This is a genomic window from Microbacterium sp. WCS2018Hpa-9 (genome assembly GCF_031843745.1).
Lineage (GTDB): Bacteria > Actinomycetota > Actinomycetes > Actinomycetales > Microbacteriaceae > Microbacterium.
In genome coordinates this window covers 352,395-372,127 of sequence record NZ_JAVTIY010000003.1, presented here as the reverse complement: position 1 = coordinate 372,127, position 19,733 = coordinate 352,395, and the positions used below count along the sequence as shown (strand labels likewise).

General features: G+C 67.8%; 21 protein-coding genes. 7 read left to right on the top strand and 14 right to left on the bottom strand.

The window, feature by feature from the left end:
* Positions 1 to 22 precede the first annotated feature (22 nt).
* Together RQG82_RS08475 and RQG82_RS08470 are read left to right on the top strand one after the other, a co-directional pair.
* Positions 23 to 742 carry a hypothetical protein gene (locus RQG82_RS08475; RefSeq protein WP_311258654.1) on the top strand — a complete coding sequence of 240 codons (720 nt, stop codon included), beginning with the start codon at positions 23 to 25 and terminating at the stop codon, positions 740 to 742.
* Positions 739 to 1,296 (top strand): hypothetical protein, encoded by a 558-nt coding sequence (locus RQG82_RS08470; RefSeq protein WP_311258653.1) that lies wholly within the window; start codon positions 739 to 741, stop codon positions 1,294 to 1,296. The genes RQG82_RS08475 and RQG82_RS08470 overlap by 4 nt, the downstream gene beginning before the upstream one ends.
* Positions 1,297 to 1,646: 350 nt before the next feature.
* Here RQG82_RS08470 and RQG82_RS08465 read toward each other — a convergent pair whose 3' ends face one another.
* The gene (locus RQG82_RS08465) at positions 1,647 to 2,930 is read right to left on the bottom strand and encodes a hypothetical protein (RefSeq protein WP_311258652.1); all 1,284 of its coding nucleotides are present in this window, start codon (positions 2,928 to 2,930) and stop codon (positions 1,647 to 1,649) included.
* Positions 2,931 to 2,985: 55 nt separating this feature from the next.
* The gene (locus tag RQG82_RS08460) at positions 2,986 to 4,332 is read right to left on the bottom strand and encodes a cytochrome P450 (protein WP_311258651.1); all 1,347 of its coding nucleotides are present in this window, start codon (positions 4,330 to 4,332) and stop codon (positions 2,986 to 2,988) included.
* Positions 4,333 to 4,485: 153 nt separating this feature from the next.
* Here RQG82_RS08460 and RQG82_RS08455 point away from each other — a divergent pair, with 153 nt between their 5' ends.
* Complete coding sequence (locus tag RQG82_RS08455; protein ID WP_311258650.1) at positions 4,486 to 4,929, top strand: SRPBCC family protein; 444 nt, start codon at positions 4,486 to 4,488, stop codon at positions 4,927 to 4,929.
* A 57-nt stretch (positions 4,930 to 4,986) separates the two neighbouring features.
* Positions 4,987 to 5,808 (top strand): CPBP family intramembrane glutamic endopeptidase, encoded by an 822-nt coding sequence (locus RQG82_RS08450; protein ID WP_311258649.1) that lies wholly within the window; start codon positions 4,987 to 4,989, stop codon positions 5,806 to 5,808.
* A gap of 19 nt (positions 5,809 to 5,827) precedes the next feature.
* Here RQG82_RS08450 and RQG82_RS08445 read toward each other — a convergent pair whose 3' ends face one another.
* Both RQG82_RS08445 and RQG82_RS08440 read right to left on the bottom strand, forming a co-directional pair.
* Positions 5,828 to 7,012 carry an alcohol dehydrogenase catalytic domain-containing protein gene (locus tag RQG82_RS08445; protein ID WP_311258648.1) on the bottom strand — a complete coding sequence of 395 codons (1,185 nt, stop codon included), beginning with the start codon at positions 7,010 to 7,012 and terminating at the stop codon, positions 5,828 to 5,830.
* A gap of 83 nt (positions 7,013 to 7,095) precedes the next feature.
* Positions 7,096 to 8,199 carry an acyl-CoA desaturase gene (locus tag RQG82_RS08440; protein WP_311258810.1) on the bottom strand — a complete coding sequence of 368 codons (1,104 nt, stop codon included), beginning with the start codon at positions 8,197 to 8,199 and terminating at the stop codon, positions 7,096 to 7,098.
* A gap of 269 nt (positions 8,200 to 8,468) precedes the next feature.
* Between RQG82_RS08440 and RQG82_RS08435 the strand changes: the two genes are divergently transcribed.
* The 3 genes from RQG82_RS08435 to RQG82_RS08425 all read left to right on the top strand — a co-directional run bounded on the left by RQG82_RS08435 (position 8,469) and on the right by RQG82_RS08425 (position 11,316).
* Positions 8,469 to 9,419: a manganese catalase family protein gene (locus tag RQG82_RS08435; RefSeq protein ID WP_311258647.1), complete on the top strand. Its 951-nt coding sequence runs from the start codon at positions 8,469 to 8,471 to the stop codon at positions 9,417 to 9,419.
* Positions 9,420 to 9,548: 129 nt separating this feature from the next.
* Positions 9,549 to 9,893, top strand: coding sequence for an ATP-dependent DNA ligase (locus RQG82_RS08430; RefSeq protein ID WP_311258646.1), 345 nt, complete (start codon positions 9,549 to 9,551; stop codon positions 9,891 to 9,893).
* Positions 9,894 to 9,912: 19 nt separating this feature from the next.
* Positions 9,913 to 11,316, top strand: a complete 1,404-nt coding sequence (locus RQG82_RS08425; RefSeq protein WP_311258645.1) for a threonine/serine exporter family protein — start codon at positions 9,913 to 9,915, stop codon at positions 11,314 to 11,316.
* A 39-nt stretch (positions 11,317 to 11,355) separates the two neighbouring features.
* On the opposite strand, the gene RQG82_RS08420 is transcribed toward RQG82_RS08425, so the two are convergent.
* The 10 genes from RQG82_RS08420 to RQG82_RS08375 all read right to left on the bottom strand — a co-directional run bounded on the left by RQG82_RS08420 (position 11,356) and on the right by RQG82_RS08375 (position 19,676).
* Positions 11,356 to 11,700, bottom strand: a complete 345-nt coding sequence (locus RQG82_RS08420) for a cytoplasmic protein (protein WP_311258644.1) — start codon at positions 11,698 to 11,700, stop codon at positions 11,356 to 11,358.
* A 90-nt stretch (positions 11,701 to 11,790) separates the two neighbouring features.
* Complete coding sequence (locus tag RQG82_RS08415) at positions 11,791 to 12,879, bottom strand: alkene reductase (RefSeq protein WP_311258643.1); 1,089 nt, start codon at positions 12,877 to 12,879, stop codon at positions 11,791 to 11,793.
* A gap of 61 nt (positions 12,880 to 12,940) precedes the next feature.
* Positions 12,941 to 13,576, bottom strand: coding sequence for a DUF1684 domain-containing protein (locus RQG82_RS08410; RefSeq protein ID WP_311258642.1), 636 nt, complete (start codon positions 13,574 to 13,576; stop codon positions 12,941 to 12,943).
* Positions 13,577 to 13,638: 62 nt separating this feature from the next.
* Complete coding sequence (locus RQG82_RS08405; protein ID WP_311258641.1) at positions 13,639 to 14,214, bottom strand: NADPH-dependent FMN reductase; 576 nt, start codon at positions 14,212 to 14,214, stop codon at positions 13,639 to 13,641.
* 93 nt (positions 14,215 to 14,307) lie between these two features.
* Positions 14,308 to 14,811, bottom strand: a complete 504-nt coding sequence (locus tag RQG82_RS08400) for a MarR family transcriptional regulator (RefSeq protein ID WP_311258640.1) — start codon at positions 14,809 to 14,811, stop codon at positions 14,308 to 14,310.
* 57 nt (positions 14,812 to 14,868) lie between these two features.
* A complete protein-coding gene (locus RQG82_RS08395) occupies positions 14,869 to 15,816 on the bottom strand; it encodes an ABC transporter substrate-binding protein (RefSeq protein ID WP_311258639.1) in 948 nt (315 codons plus the stop codon).
* Positions 15,813 to 16,586, bottom strand: a complete 774-nt coding sequence (locus RQG82_RS08390; RefSeq protein WP_311258638.1) for an ABC transporter permease — start codon at positions 16,584 to 16,586, stop codon at positions 15,813 to 15,815. The genes RQG82_RS08395 and RQG82_RS08390 overlap by 4 nt, the downstream gene beginning before the upstream one ends.
* Positions 16,583 to 17,317 carry an ABC transporter permease gene (locus RQG82_RS08385; protein ID WP_311258637.1) on the bottom strand — a complete coding sequence of 245 codons (735 nt, stop codon included), beginning with the start codon at positions 17,315 to 17,317 and terminating at the stop codon, positions 16,583 to 16,585. The genes RQG82_RS08390 and RQG82_RS08385 overlap by 4 nt, the downstream gene beginning before the upstream one ends.
* A gap of 123 nt (positions 17,318 to 17,440) precedes the next feature.
* On the bottom strand, positions 17,441 to 17,896 hold the full coding sequence (locus tag RQG82_RS08380; RefSeq protein WP_311258636.1) for a MarR family transcriptional regulator: 456 nt from the start codon (positions 17,894 to 17,896) through the stop codon (positions 17,441 to 17,443).
* Position 17,897: 1 nt separating this feature from the next.
* The gene (locus tag RQG82_RS08375) at positions 17,898 to 19,676 is read right to left on the bottom strand and encodes an MDR family MFS transporter (RefSeq protein WP_311258809.1); all 1,779 of its coding nucleotides are present in this window, start codon (positions 19,674 to 19,676) and stop codon (positions 17,898 to 17,900) included.
* Positions 19,677 to 19,733: the final 57 nt, after the last annotated feature.

Below are 19,733 nucleotides of genomic sequence, written 5' to 3'. Positions count from 1 at the left end.
ATGCCGTGAGTAGGCTGACCTCGTGAGCAAGACGGGGGATCACGACGGTACGACGCGATCAGCCGCGCCATCCGCCGCACCTGCCGCAGTGCGTGCCCGAACCGTCGTTCGCGCAGCCCTCTCGCGCTGGGCTCACGCCGTCGCAGAGCTGCCCCGCTGGATCTGGCTTGCGGCTGCCGCGCTGGTCGCCCTGGCCATCGTCGTCGCGGCGATGGGCGGGCTCGCCAGGGCAGAGGCGTCACCGGCCATGCTCGGCACAGACGACGAGGCGCGCACCTCGATGTATGCGATCACCGTGCTCGACGCCGAGTTCGCCACCGAGATCGAATCGGAGTACCTCGAGGCGGAGCCGGGCGAGAAGTTCCTCGTGATGAGCACCCGGATGGAGAACCTCTCGGATTCACCGATCGGGGTCGGCACCACCGCCGACCGAGTAAGCACGGGGTTCGTCAACACCGAGAATCCGCTCCTCGCACTGAAGGGCGTCACCGCGACCGACTCGGTCGACGTATGGCGGGCGGACGGCTCATCGGGGCAGGTGATCCTGCAGCCGGGCGTCCCCAGCCAGGTGACCTTCGCCTGGACCGTTCCCGAGGATGCGTTCCCCGACGGTGCGGTGTCGCTCGACGTGTATGAGGCGGAGACGCGCCGTGGACAGGTCGTCCTCTCGTCGCGAGCCGTCAGCTGGCGCCCCGCCGCACTCAGCTCGCGCATCTCCATGACCGCGCAGGAGGCACCGTGAGGCGCGCGACGCCCTGGCTGCTCGGTGCCGCCCTGGTGATCGCCGCCGGTGCCGTGACCGCCGTGACCCCCACCGACGAAGACGTCATCGCGCCCACCGAGGTGCACGGATCGTTCGGCGATCCCGTCGAGTCACGCACCCTGATCGCGGCGGCGACCGATGCGACCTTCACCGATGAGGTCGCGGTGCCGGGTGCCGACTGGAGCGCGGAGGGCAACTGGCTCGTCGTGACGGTCATCGCCTCGGCCGCGCACACAGAAGTCGACGCTGCGCTGAATCTGGCGACGCTGGCCGTCGGCGACCGCGTGTTCCAGGCGAGCGAGCGACCGGACGCGTCGTTGATGTCGACCCCGCTGCGGCTGGGTATCGACACAGTCGGCACCCTGGCCTTCGAGCTGCCGCCCGATGTCACGTCCGGACGCGCCGAGCTGCGGCTCACCTCGTCGTATCTCACCGCCGAGCTCGACGACCTGATCACGATCCCGCTCGACCTCGATGATCTGCCCCGCACTCCGAGCGTCGAGCTCGACGACCCTGAGTTGAGCGCGCCGTGACGTGGTGGAGGAGGCAGCGCCGGGCACTGATCGCACTGGCGATCGCCGTCGTGGCCATGCTCGGCGCCACCGTGTGGCTCGACATCGTGCCCAGCGTCCGGTCGACCGATCGCGTGATCGAGGCCGAGTCGACGGTCGACATCGCGGGGCAGACGCTCACGCTCGGGCCGACCGAGTGGGGTGAGTTCGATAGCCCCGAGGACACACGCGTGCTCAGCATCCGACTGCAGTCCAGCGGCGGGTCGGATGCCTCACTTTGCGGGCAGGCCACACTCACCGAGATCGATACGGATCGGACCTGGCTCAGCTCTCGAAAGAGTCTCGTCGTACCCTCCGACGAGGGCGAGAACTCATGCCTTCCCGAGCCTGCGTCGTACCGCATCCTGCTGACCTTCCTGCTTCCCGACGACGCCGACGGTCCCTTCCTCCTCGACATCGAGGGGAGCGACAACGACCTCGCCCGGTTCCGCATCGACCCCTGAGGGCCGGGTGTCGAGGCCAGAGCGGGGGCGGCCGATGACGCCGTCGTACGCCGTCGCGACGATCGCCACCCTCAGCGGCTCGGCCACCGCCGCGATTGCGACGGTGATGAGCGGGAAGACCCCGGCCCAGAACCACCGTTCATGGCCGCCGATGAGCAGCAGCACGCCGCGGGTTCCCGCCTGCTCGGCGAACGCCCACACCGCATAGGCCAGCGCGTAGGCGCCGAAGAGCAGCGGTCCGCCGCGCCAGATAACCGTGACGGCCGCCCAGAGGCCCTCCAGTCGCATCACCAGGGTGCGCGCGATGCTCATCGCCGCACCGCGGGCCGCTCCCCCGCCGAACCGCGAGAACGCCGGGGTCGAGTCGAAGGTCGTGCCGAAGATCACGCCGGCCACTGTGAGCCACGCAGCGGGGACGATGAGAGCGGCGATCAGCATTCCGACGAGCCAGGACGTTCCCTCCCAGACCGCGGCGATGGGCTCGAGGTTCACGGCGAACCAGTCGCCGAACCCTCGCAGCCAGCCGACCGCCTGGCGGTCGGCGAACCAGTCGAGCACGCTCGCCCACCATCGCGCGACGAGCGTGAACAGCATGAATGTCCACAGCACCTCGGCATAGGTGGCGAGGATGATGGTCCAGCGCGGCAGTCGGTCGGCGAAGCGGGTGAGGAGCACACGAGCAGCAAGGGCGATCACGAGCACCGTCACGGGCAGCACACCGATCGAGATCAGCCCACCGCGGTCGCCGATCTGCGAGAATCCCTCCCCGGACTGGGGCAGCGCCACGGCGAGCGCGATCTGGAAGAACTCGATCTGGTCGGCGTCGAGCAGACCCCACGCAGTGTAGAACGCGAAGAACGGCAGGATCGCCGCGAGCGTCGCCGAGCCGAACTCGCGGATCCCGCCAGCATCCTCCCTCCGGCTGTGCGGCAGCGACGGTCGCACTGTGAGGTACATCGCGACGTACGAGACGAGGCGGGCGGCGACAGCCAGCGGCAGCAGCAGCAGGCCGCCGAGCGTGGTGTGACCGCCGACGAAACCGGCGAACTCGATGAGCACCCGGTGCAGAGCCTCACCCCCGAGGTACCAGGCCATGAGCGCAGGCCAGTGCCGCGTGAGGATGCGCCCGAAGGTACGGAGGGCCGGTGACATGTGCCCTACCGTAGCCGGTCGGGCACCCTCAGCCGAGCCTCGGCCCGGCGCAGTCTCACTGCCGATGGAAGGGGCAGCCACTCGACGCGGGTGCCGTCGCCGACCGCACCTTGCCACCGGAGCGGGGCTTGGTGGGGAGCCGACGTCGGTTGACGTCGAGACCGTCGTCGAGGATTCGCAGATCGGGATCGCTGAGCACCGTGACAGCGGCGCCGAGGCCCGCGATCGCGAGCTTCTCGCCGGGGCATCGATGACCGGTCGCGACGTCTGCTCCGCCGTGCGGGATGAACGCGGCGAGCGCCTCGTAGTCTGCGCCGACATCACGGAAGCGCTCCGGGTCGAACCGCTCAGGACGCGCCCAGAAGCGGTCGTCGGTGTTCGTGCCGAGGATGTCGAGCACGACGCGTCCTCCGGCATCCACCTTGTGTCCGTCGAGTTCGACGTCGGCGATCGCCCACCCGGGGAGCATCGGCACGAACGGGGAGGTACGGCGGATCTCCTGCGCGAACATGATCGACAGCGGTCCGCCGACGAGTGATCCCCGTTCGGCGGCTTCGGCGGCGATGCGCTCACGCCACTCGGGGTGCTCGTTGAGCGCCTTGGCAGCGAACGCGACGAAGCGCGCGACCGCGATCATCGGGCGGATGCTGTTCTGCAGCTCGACGCCCGCGATGCGGGCGGGGAGCAGCTCGCCGTCCTGATCGCGGTGGTGCGCCCATTGCTCGAGCGCCGTTCCCGGTTCGGCGCTGAGCCCGCCGTGCCGCACCGCCTCGATGAGCCGAGCGGAGTGGCGGTCAGACCACCACCGGTTGGCCAGGGCGGCGAGGTACTCCGGCGAGTACGGCGAGCCGAACCCGTCGACGATCTGCGCGAGCCGCACGGCCCACCGCGTCTTCGCTGCGGACGTGCCCGGCACACCCGCCCACCCCATGATCGCGCGGCCCAGCGCGCCGACGGCCGCGTCGTAGGCGCTGCGCGTGCCGCCGTCGAGCCACGCCTGCCGCTCGCGCTCCCACTCGCGCTCGAGCCACGGGGTCAACCGTGCGACCTGCTCGTCGTCGTAGGCGACGTCGATGAATGTGGCCTTGCGATGCTTGTGCTCGTGTCCGTCGAGGCTGTGTACGGAGCCGTGGCCGAACAGGCTCTCCTGCACGAGGGCCGGCATGGCCCCGGAGCGCGCGATGCGAGTCTCGTCGTAGAAGAGCTCGACGCCCTCGACGCCGCGCACGAACACGGTGTCATCGCCCAGCAGACGCATCGGCGCCGACCTCGCACCCGGTCGCACCCTGCGCCAGATCCGTGGGCCGAAGCCGTAGCCGCGGGTGAGCAGTGTGGGTGCGTCGTCGTGCGCCAGAGCGCCGAATCTGCGGGCGGCGCGAACGGGAAGATCGATGAGTGCCATGACCCGACGTTCGCAGAGTCGAGCGCCCTGTTCCAGGGGGAGGCGCGGATACGGGGCGTGTGCTAGCACCCCGGCATCCCGTGCCGTCAACCCCCTGGGGTGACGGCGCCGATGGAAGGACGATGCAGAGACGCGCGAGAAGAAGGAGCCGCCATGGCCAAGAACGTCCGCACGATGAACTGCCACCCCGACGACGTGTTCCGGGTGCTGGCCGACGCCTGGCTCTACCCGGCGTGGGTCGTCGGCGCCTCGCGCATGCGCGACGTCGATGACACCTGGCCGCAGCCCGGCGCCGAACTGCACCACTCGGTGGGCGTCTGGCCCGCCCTGCTCGACGACACGACCGTGGTCGAGGAATGGGATCCTCCGCACCGGATGGTCATGCGTGCGAAGGGCTGGCCGATCGGCGAGGCTCGGGTGACGCTGCGTGTCCGCTCGTATGACGGTGGCACGATGGTGCGCATCGACGAGGAACCGGTGGAGGGCCCCGCCACACTGCTGCCCGGTGTCATCACCACTCCCCTGCTGCGCTGGCGCAACTCAGAGACACTGCACCGGTTGGGATACCTCGCCGAGGGGCGCGCTCACCTGACGTAGGCCCACCCATATATTGGTCGAGAGCCGCGACCCGCGCGGACGCGGAGGGAAAGCACGATGACCGATGTGACGCAGTCCGGCTGGCGACGGTTCTGGGAAAAGGGCGGCTGGTGGCGCGCCCTCGTCCTCGTCGTCGTGTACTTCGTCCTGTACAACGGTCTGTCGCTGCTGCTGACCCCGATCGCCTCTCAGATCGACGACCCGCAGAGCGCCGAAGGCCTCCTCGTGTTCTACGTCATCCCGATCCTGGTCGGAAGCCTGCTGCTGGTCGCGTTCGCGGCATCCGTCGGCTGGCTGAAAGAGGTCTTCGCCCCGCAGCCGATCCGTGGTCGTGGCTGGATGTGGATCGCCATCGTCGTCGTGCTTCTGTTCAACGTGCTCCACTTCCTCTCGGTCGACTACGGCGCTGCCGGGTTCGAGGTCGTGGCGACATGGCTGCTGGCCGGCGTGTTCATCGGATTCGCCGAGGAGGTGCTGACGCGAGGTCTCGTGGTCAACCTGCTCCGCAAGGCGGGGCAGCGCGAGATCGCCGTCGCCGCGATCTCTTCCGCGCTGTTCGCCCTCCTGCATGCGGGCAACCTGCTCACCGGGCAGTCGCTGTTCGCCACGGCCATCCAGCTGGTCTACACGTTCGGATTCGGCGTCTGCATGTACCTCGCGATGCGGGTGACCGGCACGATCATCGCCCCGATCCTGCTGCACGCCAGCACCGACCCGAGCATCTTCCTGTACACCGCGTACCCGGTCGACGGCGGACTCGGCGCTCTTGCGGGTCTCGGCAACCCCGCCGTGATCATCGTGGGCATCGTCCTGCTGTTCTTCATCCGCGGTCGAGTTCAGCAGAGCGCGCCCGCCGCGCAGTTCGACGCGACGCGCTGACGCTCACACGCGTTGTCGCTCAGACGGTGGACGGCTGGAGCACGACCTTGATGCAGCCGTCGTCCTTGCGCTGGAAGGTCTCATAGAGCGCGGGGGCGTCTTCGAGCGGAGCGGTGTGGGTCGTGAGATCCATCACGCCCAGTGGGTCGCTGAGGTCCTCGACCAGTGGCATCAGGTCGTCGATCCAGCGCTTGACGTTGCACTGGCCCATGCGGATGCTGACCTGCTTGTCGAACAGCGTCTTCATCGGCATGATGTCGGCATCCCCCGCATAGACGCCGCTGAGCGACACCGTGCCGCCGCGGCGCACGACGTCGATCGAGGCGTACAGGGCGGCGAGGCGATCGATGCCCGCCTTGTCGAAGACCTGTCTGGCTGCCGGGTCGGGCAGCAGGCCGACGGCGCGCTGCACGAGCTTGATGCCCGGGTTGCCGTGCGCCTCCATGCCGACGGCGTCGACGACGGCATCCGCCCCTCGTCCGTCCGTGAGATCGCGCAGCTCTGCGACGATGTCGTCGGTCAGGTCGAAGACCTCCGCACCGTGTCGGGCGGCCATCTCGCGTCGCTCGGCGACGGGATCCACCGCGAGCACCCGATAGCCGCGGTGCGCGCCCACACGGGCGACGAACTGGCCGACCGGCCCCAGTCCCATCACTGCGAGCGTTCCGCCGTCTGGCACATTCGCGTACTCGACGCCCTGCCAGGCGGTCGGCAGGATGTCGCTGAGGAACAGGTAGCGCTCGTCCGGCAGGTCGGAGGCGACCTTGATGTGGTTGTAGTCGGCCAGCGGAACCCGCAGATACTCGGCCTGTCCGCCGGGGACCTGCCCGTAGAGCTTGGTGTAGCCGAACAGCGAGGCGCCGCTGCCGTACTCCTTCACCTGCGTCGTCTCGCACTGCGATTGCAGGCCCCGCAGACAGAAGAAGCAGTGGCCGCACGAGATGTTGAACGGCACGACGACCCGGTCGCCGACCGCCAGATCACGCACGGCGCCGCCCACCTCGACGACGACGCCCATCGGCTCGTGGCCGAGGATGTCGCCCTTGTCGAGGAACGGACCGAGCAGTTCGTACAGGTGCAGGTCGGAGCCGCAGATCGCCGAAGAGGTGATCCGGACGATCGCGTCCGTCGCATGCTCGATGACCGGATCGGGCACCTCCTCGACCGTCACGTTGCGCGTGCCCTGCCAGGTGAGTGCCTTCATGATGCGTCCTCCTCATCGAATGCGGACTGCCACCCTCCGTCGTGCGCGAGCGATGCGACAGAGGGTTGACAGCGGGGCGTTCGTCAGCGAGCTGACGCGACCAGATGGTCGCGCTGCTCGGCGAGCGGACAGGAGAACACGTCGCGCTCGCCGAGTCCGACCCGATTGATGTAGCGCACCACGATCGCATACGACGCGAACAGCCCGACCTGCGTGTACTTCACGTCGTGGGCGTCGCAGTAGGCGGCGACGAGGGGAGCTGCCCGACGCAGGTGCGGCCGGGGCATCGACGGGAACAGATGGTGCTCGATCTGATAGTTCAGGCCGCCCATCACGACATCGATCACGCGACTCCCCCGCACATTGCGGCTCATCAGCACCTGCCTCCGGAGGAAGTCCAGGGTCAGGTCTTTCGGAACCACCGGCATGCCCTTGTGGTTCGGCGCGAACGCGATGCCCATGTAGAAACCGAACAGGCCCAGCTGCACCGCGAGGAACACGAACGCGATGCCGGGCGACAGCACGATGAACACGAGCGTGACGAATCCGATCATCCGGATGCTGAGAAAGGCGATCTCGGCCCACCGCCGCTCGAGGCGCCCGCGGGTGACCACTCGTCGCACGCTCGACGCGTGCAGCGACAGCCCCTCCAAGAGCAGGATCGGGAAGAACAGCAGCCCCTGGTGCGCCTGCAGCCAGGTGACCGCCGCGCTGTGCCGCCGTGCGGCCGTCTCAGGGGTGACCGCGATGACCGGCAGCTCGATGTCAGGGTCGGTCCCGAGCTTGTTCGGGTTCGCATGGTGGCGCGTGTGCTTGTGCTGCCACCAGCCGTAGCTCATGCCGACGAGCAGATCGCCCAGGATGATGCTGGACCAGTCGTTCCACCGCCCCGACACGAAGATCTGCCGGTGCGCCGCGTCGTGGCCGAGGAACGCGATCTGCGTGAAGACGATCGCGAGCACGGCGGCGGTGAACAGCTGCCACCAGGTGTCGCCGATCCACACGAAGGCTGTGAGACTGACCGCGACGACCAACGGTGCCGCGATGAGTTTGGTCCAGTAATAGCCGTACCGACGGCGCAGCAGTCCGCGTTCGCGGATCTGCAGCGCCAGCTCGGTGAAGGCGCTCGATCCGCCGCGCGCGGTGTCGCGTGGGCGAGTGCGGATGGTCTGACCGGTGGCGTCCATGACGACCTCTTCTCCGAAGTCATCCGCTGTCGACACGAACAGCTCCGCTACGGCCCACTGTGGTGTCCTGTGGACTCTGGTTCGCAGAGTACGCCGGTCGCGTCCGCGCACCACGGGCCTTGACAATTCCCCGGTGCGGGTGTGGGGCCGGTCGCGCTCTGTCGGCACGCATAGTACGTCCATCGGGTCGCCCCGTCGAGGGAGGAGGTCGATCCGTCGCAGAGGCGCACAGTGGCCCGACACCCCAGCAACGACCGACGGAGGCCGACATGTATTTCCACGTTCAGGAGTTCATCAACGAGATCGCTCAGGACGAGCCGGATCCCGCCGCCGCGAACGCACTGCAGGAGGGTCTCGGCGGACAGTTCGGCGAGATGCGCACGATGATGCAGTACCTCTTCCAGAGCATCAACTTCAGAGGCCCCGACGGCAAGCCGTACAAGGACCTGATCCAGGGCATCGGCACCGAGGAGATCAGCCACGTCGAGCTCATCGGCACGACGATCTCGCGTCTGCTCGACGGATCGCCGCAGTATCAGGGAAAGCCGACCGATCCGGTCGACAAGCCCGGCGCCGGCGGCGCGACGCCCCTGAACATCGCACTCGACACGAGCAACATCCACCATTACCTGGTCGGAGCTCAGGGCGCTCTGCCCGTCGACGCCGTCGGCAACCCCTGGTCGGGAAGCTACGTCTACAACTCGGGCAATCTCGTGCTCGACCTGCTCTACAACCTGATGCTCGAGTCGACGGGCCGCCTTCAGAAGTGCCGTCTGTACGAGATGACCGACAACAAGACCGCCCGCAGCACGATCTCGTACCTGATCGTCCGCGACCAGGCGCATGAGAACGCGTATGCCAAGGCACTCGAGACTCTCGGGGTGAACTGGCGCACGTCGCTGCCCATTCCCAAGACCAACGCCGAGCAGTTCCCCGAGGTCAAGAAGCTGCTCGACCTCGGTCTGCAGAGCAAGAACTACTCATTCGATCTCACTGCCCAGTCCGAAGCGGGCAAGATCTTCCAGGGCGCCTCGCCGTCGAACGACGGCACCACCCTGGATGCCAGCGAGCAGGCCCCCGTCGGCGCGCCGATGACGATCTCCCCCGAGCGGCTCGAGGAGTTCTCGCCGGGTGCCGACAAGGAGCTGCGTGCGCTGATCGAGGCGACCGCCGCGATGGAGATGGCCGACATCGACGCCACCTTCGGTCGCATGCCCTGAGAGACGGCGTGATGGGCCGGCGGATGCACAGCCGCCGGCCCACGATATTATGGGATGCTGGTAGCACCACCGGTGATCATCAGATCCCGTCTCATGACATGGGTTCCGTGGCGCAGCGAGGAGATCATCATGGGAAAGCTCGTCTATGAAGGCAGCGTCAAGGCCGACATCGAAGACCGTGCACTCACGCACCTGCAGCTCGTCATCACCGCCAAGCTGCGGCGTGGAGAGCCCTTCAGCTTCACCTGGCGTGAGGACATGAGCGTCGGCGGCGGCCGCACCACCGTCTGGGTGCATGCCGGCAGCTCGCTCGTCTTCAAGTACAGCGGAAGCCGTCAGCCCTCGATCAACCGCGCCTGGATCGAAGCCCTCGCCTTCACCGCCAGTGCGCCGAGCGGTCTGTACCTCGTGCCCGAGCCCGCAGAGGGCACCGCACCGCCGGCTGAGCGTCTCGACGTTCCCGCGCACGCCTGACGAAGGGGAGAATGGGGAGGTGTCCCCGAACCCCCCGCGGCGACTGCTCGCCTCCGTACAACGCATCCTGCACACCGATCCCTCCGCCGTCGCCCACACCGAGGCGATGCCCGTCATCGACGAACGCACCGTGCCGAGGGTCCTCGATCTCGCCACCCGAATCGGCGAGTCGATGTTCGGCGTCGGCGCCTCCGCCCACGAGGTGACGCTGGCCATCACCCGCGTCTGCGCCGCGTACGGCATGCGAGACGTGCAGGTCGATGTGACCTACAACTCGATCACGGTCTCGTTCCATCTGAGCGGCGAGGTCTGGCCAGAGACGCTGGTGCGCGTCGTGCGGGTGGCGGCACCTGATCACGCCAAGCTGCAGCGTGTGCAGGCGCTGGTCGCCGACATCGACGACGGCCTCGACCTCGAATCGGCTCGCACCGCCTTCCGCGTGCTGCGCCGTGTGCCGTTCCGCTACCAGCAGCCGGTCGTCATCGTGGCCAGAGCGCTGCTGGCGGTCGGCGTCAGCATCATGCTCGGCGCCTCGGCGCTCATCGTCGGACTCACCTTCGTCGCGGCGCTGTGCGCGGCACTGACCCAGGCGGGTCTCGCGCGCGTCAGGGTTCCCCTGTTTTTCAGCCAGATCGCCGGAGGCCTGGTCACCACGGTGGTGGCGGTCGCCGTCTCGGCGCTGGGCTCTGCGGGGATAGAGCCGTTCGTCGGCATCCGCCCCTCGATCATCGTGGCCTCGGGAATCGTGCTCATGCTCGCCGGACTCACCGTCGTCGGCGCCGCGCAGGACGCGATCGACGGCTTCGCGCTCACCGCGGGCGGGCGCATCCTCGATCTGACGATGCAGACGCTCGGCGTCGTGATCGGCATCCTCGTCGGTCTCGAAGTCGGCAGCGTGCTCGGGTTCACGATGGGCCTGCCCGACGACCCCGCCCCGTTCGGTCCGCTGCTGAATCAGTTCCTCGGGGCGATCATCATCGCGATCGCCGTCGCCGTCTTCAACGGCGCCGGCATCCGCATCATCCTCGTGAGCGCGCTGCTCAGCGCCGTGACAATCGCCGGGTACTCGGCCATGGTCGGCCTGAACCTGCATCCGGCCGCGGCGAGCGCGATCGGCGCACTGCTCGCCAGCTTCATCGGGATGCTGATCGCCGTGAAGCTGCATGTGCCGTCCGTCGCGGTGACGACGGCGGCCATCGTGCCGCTCGTGCCCGGTGTCGCGGTGTTCCAGGGGCTGCTCGAGATGATCCACTCGGCCGGGACGGCATCGGGCGTGGTGGGCATCGGAGGGTCGCTGGTCGACGCCGTGGTCATCGGCATCGCGCTGGCCTCGGGGGCATCGCTCGGTCTGTATCTGGGCACGCCCGTTCGAGCCACCCTCAGCAGCGTCGCGAAGACGCGCGCTCGGGTCGTGCGGCGCTGAGCCGTCCGGCGTCGACGGCCCGGCCCCGCACGCAGGCGCTCAGGTCCGCGGGCCCAGAGCGGCCGGGTTCATCTCCCCCGCCGCGTCGCCCTTCAGCTCGACGAGGATCGTGTGCGTCGGTGTCGTTCCCGTGTTCTCGCCCGAGTGCCTCTGGGCCGGGATCCAGACCGCCTGTCCGCTCGGCAGCGACGTGTCGAAGGTCCGGTCGCCGGCTGAGAGCCGGCGCGAGAAGTCGCTCAGGGTGACCATGACGCTGTTCGGGTGGTCGTGCGGAGTCGTCTGATCACCTGGCGCATCGGTGTACTCGAGCACGCGGACGAACTCGTTCTCCCAGAGCGTCCGGTAGTGATCAGGATTCGTCAGAGTGGGATCGTCGGTGATCATGCGGTCACTGTACGCTCCGCGATCCCACTCCGACAGGGGCATCTCGAGCGGCCGACCCGGCCTGCACCTGCTCAACCCCTGGGCCTGCGCTCAGGCGTCGGCGCGCACGGCCTCGAGCGACGGGTAGTCGGTGTAGCCCTCGGCGGTGCGGCCGTAGAACAGCGCGGGGCGCGGCTCGTTCAGCTCGGCGTCCTCACGCCAGCGCTCGACCAGGTCGGGGTTGGCGATCACCGGGCGCCCTGCGGCGACGGCATCGGCCCATCCCTCGTCGACGAGGGTCTCGGCCTCGTCGCGGGTCGTGGGCGAGGTGAAGCCGGAGTTGACGATCAGCGGCGCACCGGCGGTGCGGCGGATGCGCTGCACCAGCTCGCTCGTCGGGGCGGCGCTCAGGATGTCGACGAAGGCGAGGTCGAGGGGCGCGAGGCCTTCTGCGACGGCGAGGTAGGTGGCGAGCGCGTCGTCGTCATCCTCTTCGAGGACGCCCTGGATGTTGTGCTGCGGCGACAGGCGGATGCCGGTGCGATCGGCACCGACGGCCTCGGCCACCGCACGGGTGACCTCGATGGCGAAGCGCGCGCGGTTCACCGGCGATCCGCCGTACTGGTCGTCGCGGATGTTCGACACCGGCGACAGGAACTCCTGCACGAGGTAGCCGTTCGCACCGTGCACCTCGACGCCGTCGAAGCCCGCGGCGATCGCGTTGCGCGCCGCCTGTGCGAACTGCTCGACGACCATCGGGATCTCGTCGAGGGTCAGGGCATGGGCGACCGGCATGTCGACCTTGCCCTCGGGGGTGTGGGTCTGGCCGGGCGCGGCGAGCGCGCTCGGCGCGACGACGCGCGTCTCACCCGAGATCGCGGGGTGCGAGACGCGGCCGCCGTGCATCAGCTGCATGACGATGGTGCCGCCGGCCTCGTGCACGGCGTCGGCGACGGGCTGCCAGCCGGCGATCTGCTCAGGCGTGACGATTCCGGGCTGCCCGAAGTACGACTTGCCCTCGGCCGCCGGCCACGTGCCCTCCGAGATGATGAGGCCCTGACCCGCCCGCTGGCGGTAGTACTCGACCATGGTCTCGGTGGGCACCCCGTCATCGTCCGCACGCGTGCGGGTGAGGGGCGCCATGACGACGCGGTTGGACAGCTTGAGGGCGCCGAAGACGGCCGGTTCGAAAAGAGTCACGCTCAGAACAAGACCCGAGACGGGTGCGGTATTCCCCCACCGCGATATGCACGCCGGATGGTCAGGCGGCGGCGCCGCCGTATATCTCGCCCACCGGAACCGCCACCGGCAGCACGTTGCCGGGCTGCGCGAGCGGGCACGCCCACGCGGGGTCGTACGCGCAGGACGGGTTGTAGGCGAAGTTGAAGTCGAGCACGATCGTGCCGCGTTCGGCATCCGATCCGAGATCTGCGCCCTTGATCGTGTCGATCAGGTAGCGGCCTCCCCCGTAGGTGCCACCCGACCGCCCGGCGAGCGCGTCACGCACCGGGATGAAGATCCCGCCGCCGTAGGTCGTCAGCCGCCAGACGTCGAGCGATCCGGTGTCGGGAACCTCGACCCTGCCGATTCGCTCGAACGGCACGACCCCGTCGGTGCCGGTCGCGAAGTCGAAGCCGCCGGGCTCCGCGGACAGGATGGGCAGCTCGAAACGCCATTGCGGATCGTACGAGGCGATCGACAGCCCCTCGAACATCGGCCGATCGTCAGCGAGCAGCGGACTCGCCGCGTGGTGCAGCATGAGGTCGTCGCGCTCGATCCGCCACAGCTCGTGCGCTTCTTCGGCCGAGTCCGCCCGGCGCACGGCGTCGTACAGGGCGAAGACCCGACGCCTCCAGTCGACGACCTCGGCGGCGGTGCGGGCTTTCGTGAGCGTCATGTCCTTCAGGCTACGCGGATGCGGTGGTGTAGCGGTCGCGACGACCTGCGACGCGAGTCGATTCACGCATCCGTGTCGCGCGGCAACACAGTGAGTACGCGCTCGATGTGGTCGCGGAACTCGACCAGGTAGTCGCGAAGGAACTTCGCCGTGCCCTCGTTCGTGACCGTGCCGTCATCAGAGAAGGTGTCGGGCGAGAACTGGATGTAGGCCTCGGGGGCGGTCATCTGGCGGGCGTTGCAGAAGCTGAGCACGCCGCGCAGACTCTGCTGGGCGACGGCCGTGCCGATCGCGCCGACCGATGCTCCGATGACGGCGGCCGGGATGTGATCGAACGAGTTCTGGCCCCACGGCCGCGAGGCCCAGTCGATCGCGTTCTTGAGCCCCCCGGGGATCGAACGGTTGTACTCGGGTGTGACGAAGAGCACGGCATCCGCCGAAGCGATCGACTCCTTGAGGTCCACCGCCACAGCGGGGTAGTCGGAGTCGTAGTCCTGACTGTAGAGAGGGAGGTCTCTGATCGGGATCTCGAAGAACTCGAGATCAGACGGAGCGAGCCTGATCAGCGCGGTCGCGAGGATGCGGTTGATCGAGGTGGACGAGAGGCTTCCGACGAAGTATCCGACCCTGTACGCCATGACTGTTCCTCATTCCTGTAGTGGTGGAATCAGTCTCGTCCTGGCTCGTTGTCCAGTCCAGCCCTTGAGCGACGAGAGCGCCGCCGACCTCGGTCAGTCGCCGAACGCGGCGAGCAGCTCGGCGAAGTGATCGAGGTCCTCGGCCGACCAGCGGCGCAGCCGCTCGCCGAGGCGCGCCTCGTAGCGGGAGCGAGCCAGGGCGACCCGCTCCTGCGCCAGCTCGGTCGCGACGAGCACCCGCGCCCGGCGATCGTCAGGATCGGCGACGCTCTCGACCAGCCCGAGCTGCTCGAGCTGGCGCACATGCCGGCTGACGGCGGACTTGTCGGTCTGCAGGCGCTCGATGATCGCCCCGGCCGAGGTCGCCTTGCCGGTCGCGATCGACGTCAGCACCTGATAGCCGAGCGGCTGCAGGTCGGGATGCACGGTCTGCGCGGCTTCACGCCAGCTCACCCGGATGCGGGCGAAGAGCCGGCCCAGCTCGTGCTCGACCCTCGAGATCGCCTGGTCGAGCTCGGCCGGATCGAGGGGCTCGGCACCGTCGATGTCAGCGGCGGGCGCGCCCTCGCGGGCGGGTTCGTCGGGCGAGGCACTCATGCTCGCCAGCTTACGGCGAAGCCCCGCCGTCTCAGAGACGGCGGGGCTTCGATCAGATCACTTGTCGAGCAGGCCGGCCTCGGTGAGCCATTCTTCCGCTGCTGTCGCAGCCGAAGCCTTCTCATCGCCCTCGACCCGGTCGCGCAGCTCGATCAGGTCGTCGGTGGTGAGCTTCGCCGAGATCCCGTTGAGCACCTCTGCGAGCTTGTCGGTGTAGATGTCCTTCGAGAGCAGCGGGATGACGTTCTGCGCCGAGATCATGTTCTCGGGGTCCTCGAGGACGACGAGGTCTTCGGCCTTGATCGCCGGCGAGGTCGTGTAGATGTCCGCGACCTGAACCGTGCCGTCGACGAGTGCCTGCACCGTGTCGGGGCCGCCGAAGTCCTCGTAGGGGACGAACGTGACCTGACCCGCTTCCACGCCCACGCCGTAGACGTCGCGCAGACCAGGGATGCCGTAGCCGAGTTCGCCGAACTGCGGGTTCGAGGCGAGCGAGAAGGGCTCCAGCGCCTTCAGGTCGCCGATCTCCTCCAGGTCGTTGTCCTCGGCGGTCTTCTTCGTCACGACATAGGCGTCCTTGTCCTCGGCCTCAGCCGAGTCGAGCACCTGCAGGTCGTCCGCGCCCACGGCATCCGGCAGCGCGGCGTCGACGTCCTCGGTCGTCCGCTCCTCGTAGGCCGTGTCGTAGTAGGCCAGCAGGTTGCCGTTGTACTCCGGGATGAGGTTGATCGAACCGTCTTGCAGGGCGGGGATCGTCTGCTGTCGCGGACCGATGTTGAACTTGGTCGACACCTCGAAGCCTTCGGCCTCGAGTGCCTGCGCATAGATCTCGCCCAGGATCTCGCTCTCGGGAAAGGCGAAGGAACCCACGATGATGGCGTCGCCCTCGGCCGCTTCGCCGCCGGATGACGTCGGGTCGGCGGTCGCGCAGCCGGCGAGTGCGACGGTGGTGCTGACGGCGAGCAGGCAGGCTGCCAGCCGGGTCTTGCGGGCTCGAGAGGTCATGCGGGGATCCTTTCGTCGAGGGTCGGCGCCACAGCGGCATCCGACCTTTTGCGCTGCGAAGAACTGCGGAGGGGGCGGGTCGACTGCCCCCGAGTGCGGGTGAGACGCTGGAGGAGCGCGAAGACGCCGTCGACGCTCAGCGCGAGAACGGTCACCAGCAACGCGCCTCCGAGGATCACGGTGTAGTCGTTGAGGCCGATGCCCGAGGAGATGATGCGCCCCAGGCCACCGAGTCCGACGTAGGAGGCGATCGTCACCGTCGCGATGACCTGCAGCGTGGCCGAGCGGATGCCGCCGATGATCACCGGCAGGCCAAGGGGGATCTCGACCTTGCGCAGGATCTGCAGTTCCGTCATCCCGATCGCTCGCGCCGCGTCGATCGATTCGCGACTGACGCTCTCGAGGCCGGCGTAGGCGCCGGCGAGCAGTGACGGTATCGCCAGCAGGACGAACGCGATGACGGAGCCGACGAGAACCGCCGGAGTGGTGCTGAGACCCGAGCGCAGCACCATGGTGAGGAAGAACAGGAGTCCGAGCGTCGGGAGAGCGCGCATGCCGCCGGTGAACCCGATCACGAACTGTCGACCGCGCCCGGTGTGCCCGATGTAGAAGCCGAGCGGAAGAGCGATGAGCATCGCTATGACGAGCGAGACACCTGAGTAGATGAGGTGCTCGACGAGTCGGTCGCCGATGGGCAGCGGGCTCTGCGAGCCCGGCACCCAGTTGGCTGGGTCGAAGATCCAGGCGATGGCATCGAGGAAGAAGTTCATCGGACACCCGCCCCCGGGGGCGCGAGCACTCGACGGATGACGACGCTGTCGGCATCGGCGCCGGTGTCGGTGGGATCGCCGTTCGACCCCCTCGCGTCGGCGGCGCGGCTCCAGGGCATCAGGACCCGCCCGATCGCCACCAGGATCAGGTCGAAGACGAGGGCGATGAGCAGACTCATGACGATGCCGACGACGACCTCTTCGAGGATGCCGCGCTGCTTGCCGTTCTGGAAGAGATAGCCGAGGTTCTCTGAGCCGATGATCACGCCCACCGAGACGAGAGCGATGGTCGATACGGAGACGACGCGGAGGCCGGCGATCAGCACCGGACCCGCGAGAGGGAACTCGACGCGCCAGAACCGGCCGCCTCGCGAGAAGCCGATGGCCTTCGCCGACTCGATGATCGAGCGATCGACCGATCCGAATGCGTCGGTCGCCGACCGCAGCATGATCGCGACCGCGTAGATCGTGAGCGCCACCACCAGGTTCGTGTCATCGAGGATCCGTGTTCCGAGGATGACCGGCAGGATGACGAACAGCGGCAGGGACGGGATCGTGTAGAGCAGGCTGCCCGTGGTGATGATGAAGGACCTGGCGATGCGATTGCGGCTGGCCACCCAGCCCAGCGGCACCGCGATCACGAAGCCGAGGATGATGGGCACGATCGCCAGACGGACGTGATTGATCGTGAGATCGAAGATCAGGCCGAGGTTGGAGGCGATCCAGTTCACCGAAGCACCGTTCTGTACGGTCTTGGGACGCCGAATCGCGTAGACAAGACATTCGACTGAACCACAGAAGAGGTCGATCGACAAGCCGCGACGTCACGTGGGAGCGACCGGCGAGTGCGCGGGTCAGACCTCTGCGAGCAGCCGGAAGACCTTGGATGCCGCCTGAATCTCGTCCTGCGTCAGCTCGGCCACGACCGTGCGCAGACGAGTCGCGTGGTCGCGACGCAGCTCGGCGAGCACCGTGCACGCGGCCGGCGTGGGCGTCAGCACGCGCAGCCGCCCGTCGCGCTCGTCGGCGCGGGACTCGATGAGACCCAGCTCCTCGAGCATCCGCACCTGTCGGCTGATGACCGACTTGTCGAGCTCGAAGCGATCGGCCAGCTCGTGCGCGTTGGCTGTGCCTGCGCGCTCGATGAACGCCAGCAGCTTGTATCCGCTGACCTGGAGTTCGGGATCGATGCGGGCCGCCGATTCCCTCCAGAGCGTCCGAGTCCTCGCGAAGATGAGGTTCAGATGCGTCTGGAGGTCACCGAGGGCACTCTCCACATCGGGGGATGCCGCGGCGTCTGAGGTGATCACCTCAGTGCCTCGACTCCGGATTCTGATTCTGATTCTGATTCTGACGATCGAGCACCGTGACGGACCCGGTCGACGTCGACGTGCGTTCGGCGCCGGAGAGGCGGATCGCTCCGGTCGACATCGTGGCACCGACCTCTGCTTCGGTGACCTCGAGAACCGACTCCTCGGCCTGCTCGCGCAGCTGCTCGGCGGCGTTCTTGGTCGACAGCGGCTTGTTCTTGATGAACGCGATCGCGATGATGGCGATCAGCGCGAGCGGGATGGCGATGATGAACGCGTCGGCGATGCCGTGGCCGTAGGCGCCCTCGACGATCGTGCGGATCGTGTCGGGGAGCTGCGTGACCTTGGGCACGTCACCCGAAGCGAGGTGCTTCAGGGCGTCGACCTCTTCCGGCGTCGTCGGCGTGAAGCCGTCGAGTGCATCGGTGATGTAGTTCGCGACGCTCGTCGAGAGGGTCGCACCCATGACCGTGACGCCGATGGTGCCGGCGATCGTGCGGAAGAAGTTGACGTTCGACGAGGCGGCGCCCAGCTGCTGCGGAGCCGTGTCGTTCTGCACGATGAGGGTGAGGTTCTGCATGACCATGCCGAGGCCTGCGCCGAGCACGAACATGTAGGCGGCGACCAGCGGGAACGGGGTGTCGTAGCGCAGGGTCGACATCAGGCTGACGCCGATCGTGGTGAGGACGGAGCCGGTGACCATCCAGCCCTTCCACTTGCCGAACCGGCTGACGAGCTGGCCGATGATGATCGACGCGCCCATCTGGCCGATGATCATCGGGATCGTCATGAGGCCGGACTCGGTGGGCGTGGCGCCGCGAGCGAGCTGGAAGTACTGCGCGAGGAACACCGAGGTCGCGAACATCGAGACTCCGATGGCGATGGAGGCGATGACCGAGAGCGTGAAAGTGCGGTTGCGGAACAGCGACATCGGCACGATCGGTTCCTTGACGAAGAACTCGACGGTGATGAAGCCGGCGATCGCGACTGCGGCGATCACGGCGAGCATGATGCTGGTGGACGAGTCCCAATCGAACTCGCTGCCGCCCATCGAGACCCAGATGAGCAGGGTCGAGACGCCGACGGCGAGCAGGACGATGCCGAAGTAGTCGATCGAGACCTTGTTGTCTCGCTGGGGCTTGGGCAGGTGCAGCGTGAACTGCAGCAGCACGAGGGCGAGGATCGCGAAGGGCACACCGACGAAGAAGTTGGAGCGCCAGCCCCAGACGTCGGTGAGGAGTCCGCCGAGCAGCGGGCCGCCGATGGTGCCGAGGGCCATGATGCCGCCGACGACGCCCATGTACTTGCCGCGCTCGCGCGGCGAGATGATGAGGGCGACCGCGATCATCACGAGCGACATGAGGCCGCCCACGCCGATGCCCTGGATCACGCGCACGGCGATGAGCATGTTGGTGTCGGTCGAGAAGCCGGCGATCACGGTGCCGACGGTGAAGATGATGAGTGACAGCTGCACGAGGATCTTGCGATCGACGAGGTCGGCGAGCTTGCCCCAGATGGGCGTCGAGACGGCGGTCGCCAGAAGGCTGGCCGTGATGACCCAGGTGTACTGCGACTGGGTGCCGCCGAGGTCGGCGATGATGACGGGCATCGAGGTCGACACCACGGTGCCCGAGAGCACGGCGACGAACATGCCGACGACGAGGCCGGAGATCGCGGTGAAGACCTCGCGAGGCGAACGCGGCGCCTCGGCTGAAGAGGTGGGAGTGATGTGGGTCACAGTGGAGAGCTCCTGTGTAGAAAGTTGATAAGAGTCAACTATACGCTATTGGTTGCGAAAGTGCAACTGTAGACCGGGAGCAACCATCTAGGCGACTTC